Genomic DNA, 3,036 nt, shown 5'->3' on the forward strand with positions numbered 1-3,036 from the left:
AATGTCTCTCGCTCATTCAAATAATGAGAGACAACTTTGGTTGTTTAACATCAATTCGAAACTCCTTCGGGTTGTATGGTTAAGTGACTAAGCGTACACGGTGGATGCCTTGGCAGTCAGAGGCGATGAAGGACGTATTAACTTGCGATAAGCCCAGATTAGGCAGTAAAAGCCACTTGAGTCTGGGATTTCCGAATGGGGAAACCCACTAGCATAAGCTAGTATCGCTGCGTGAATACATAGCGCAGCGAGGCGAACCGGGGGAACTGAAACATCTAAGTACCCCGAGGAAAAGAAATCAACCGAGATTCCGAAAGTAGCGGCGAGCGAAATTGGACTAGCCCTTAAGCTTTATAGGCGTCAGGTGAACAAGCTGGAAAGCTTGGCGATACAGGGTGATAGCCCCGTAACTGACGACGCGTATTCAGTGAAATCGAGTAGGGCGGGACACGTGATATCCTGTCTGAATATGGGGGGACCATCCTCCAAGGCTAAATACTACTGACTGACCGATAGTGAACCAGTACCGTGAGGGAAAGGCGAAAAGAACCCCTGTGAGGGGAGTGAAATAGAACCTGAAACCGTGTACGTACAAGCAGTAGGAGCACCTTCGTGGTGTGACTGCGTACCTTTTGTATAATGGGTCAGCGACTTATATTCAGTGGCAAGGTTAACCATTTAGGGGAGCCGTAGGGAAACCGAGTCTTAACTGGGCGTTCAGTCTCTGGATATAGACCCGAAACCAGGTGATCTAGCCATGGGCAGGTTGAAGGTTGAGTAACATCAACTGGAGGACCGAACCGACTAATGTTGAAAAATTAGCGGATGACTTGTGGCTAGGGGTGAAAGGCCAATCAAACCTGGAGATAGCTGGTTCTCCCCGAAAGCTATTTAGGTAGCGCCTCGGACGAATACTACTGGGGGTAGAGCACTGTTAAGGCTAGGGGGTCATCCCGACTTACCAACCCTTTGCAAACTCCGAATACCAGTAAGTACTATCCGGGAGACACACGGCGGGTGCTAACGTCCGTCGTGGAGAGGGAAACAACCCAGACCGCCAGCTAAGGTCCCAAATTACTACTAAGTGGGAAACGATGTGGGAAGGCTCAGACAGCCAGGATGTTGGCTTAGAAGCAGCCATCATTTAAAGAAAGCGTAATAGCTCACTGGTCGAGTCGGCCTGCGCGGAAGATGTAACGGGGCTAAGTAGTAAACCGAAGCTGCGGCAATATACTTTTGTATATTGGGTAGGGGAGCGTTCTGTAAGCGGTTGAAGGTGTGCTGTAAGGCATGCTGGACGTATCAGAAGTGCGAATGCTGACATGAGTAACGATAAAGGGGGTGAAAAACCTCCTCGCCGGAAGACCAAGGGTTCCTGTCCAACGTTAATCGGGGCAGGGTAAGTCGACCCCTAAGGCGAGGCCGAAAGGCGTAGTCGATGGGAAACGGGTTAATATTCCCGTACTTCTTACAATTGCGATGGGGGGACGGAGAAGGCTAGGTGGGCCTGGCGACGGTTGTCCAGGTTCAAGTGCGTAGGCTTAAGAGTTAGGTAAATCCGGCTCTTTTTAAGGCTGAGACACGACGTCGAGCATCTACGGATGTGAAGTCATTGATGCCATGCTTCCAGGAAAAGCCTCTAAGCTTCAGATTGTAAGGAATCGTACCCCAAACCGACACAGGTGGTCGGGTAGAGAATACCAAGGCGCTTGAGAGAACTCGGGTGAAGGAACTAGGCAAAATGGTACCGTAACTTCGGGAGAAGGTACGCTCTCGACGGTGAAGTCCCTTGCGGATGGAGCTATTGAGAGTCGCAGATACCAGGTGGCTGCAACTGTTTATTAAAAACACAGCACTGTGCAAAATCGTAAGATGACGTATACGGTGTGACGCCTGCCCGGTGCCGGAAGGTTAATTGATGGGGTTAGACTTCGGTCGAAGCTCTTGATCGAAGCCCCGGTAAACGGCGGCCGTAACTATAACGGTCCTAAGGTAGCGAAATTCCTTGTCGGGTAAGTTCCGACCTGCACGAATGGCGTAATGATGGCCACGCTGTCTCCACCCGAGACTCAGTGAAATTGAAATCGCTGTGAAGATGCAGTGTACCCGCGGCTAGACGGAAAGACCCCGTGAACCTTTACTACAGCTTGGCACTGAACATTGACCCTACATGTGTAGGATAGGTGGGAGGCTTTGAAGACGGTACGCCAGTATCGTTGGAGCCGACCTTGAAATACCACCCTTGTAGTGTTGATGTTCTAACGTTGACCCCTAATCGGGGTTGCGGACAGTGCCTGGTGGGTAGTTTGACTGGGGCGGTCTCCTCCCAAAGAGTAACGGAGGAGCACGAAGGTGGGCTAAACACGGTTGGACATCGTGTGGTTAGTGCAATGGCATAAGCCCGCTTGACTGCGAGAATGACAATTCGAGCAGGTGCGAAAGCAGGTCATAGTGATCCGGTGGTTCTGAATGGAAGGGCCATCGCTCAACGGATAAAAGGTACTCCGGGGATAACAGGCTGATACCGCCCAAGAGTTCATATCGACGGCGGTGTTTGGCACCTCGATGTCGGCTCATCACATCCTGGGGCTGAAGTCGGTCCCAAGGGTATGGCTGTTCGCCATTTAAAGTGGTACGCGAGCTGGGTTTAGAACGTCGTGAGACAGTTCGGTCCCTATCTGCCGTGGGCGTTGGAGAATTGAAAGGGGCTGCTCCTAGTACGAGAGGACCGGAGTGGACGAACCTCTGGTGTTCGGGTTGTGTCGCCAGACGCATTGCCCGGTAGCTAAGTTCGGGATCGATAACCGCTGAAAGCATCTAAGCGGGAAGCGAGCCTTGAGATGAGTTCTCCCTGATACTTTAAGTATCCTAAAGGGTTGTCGTAGACTACGACGTTGATAGGCAGGGTGTGTAAGCGTTGTGAGGCGTTGAGCTAACCTGTACTAATTGCCCGTGAGGCTTAACCATACAACACCCAAGGGGTTTTGATGGACTCAATGCAAGAACATTGAATGTGTAATAACGAGAATTAAAAAA

At 51.0% G+C, this 3,036-nt stretch carries 1 rRNA gene; it reads left to right on the forward strand.

Features of this window, described 5'->3' with window-relative positions:
- The first annotated feature begins 77 nt into the window (after positions 1 to 77).
- A 23S ribosomal RNA gene (locus L3V31_RS21840) occupies positions 78 to 2,967 on the forward strand.
- The last annotated feature ends 69 nt before the right edge of the window (positions 2,968 to 3,036 follow it).

The sequence above is a fragment of the Vibrio sp. J1-1 genome (genome assembly GCF_021728395.1).
Lineage (GTDB): Bacteria > Pseudomonadota > Gammaproteobacteria > Enterobacterales > Vibrionaceae > Vibrio.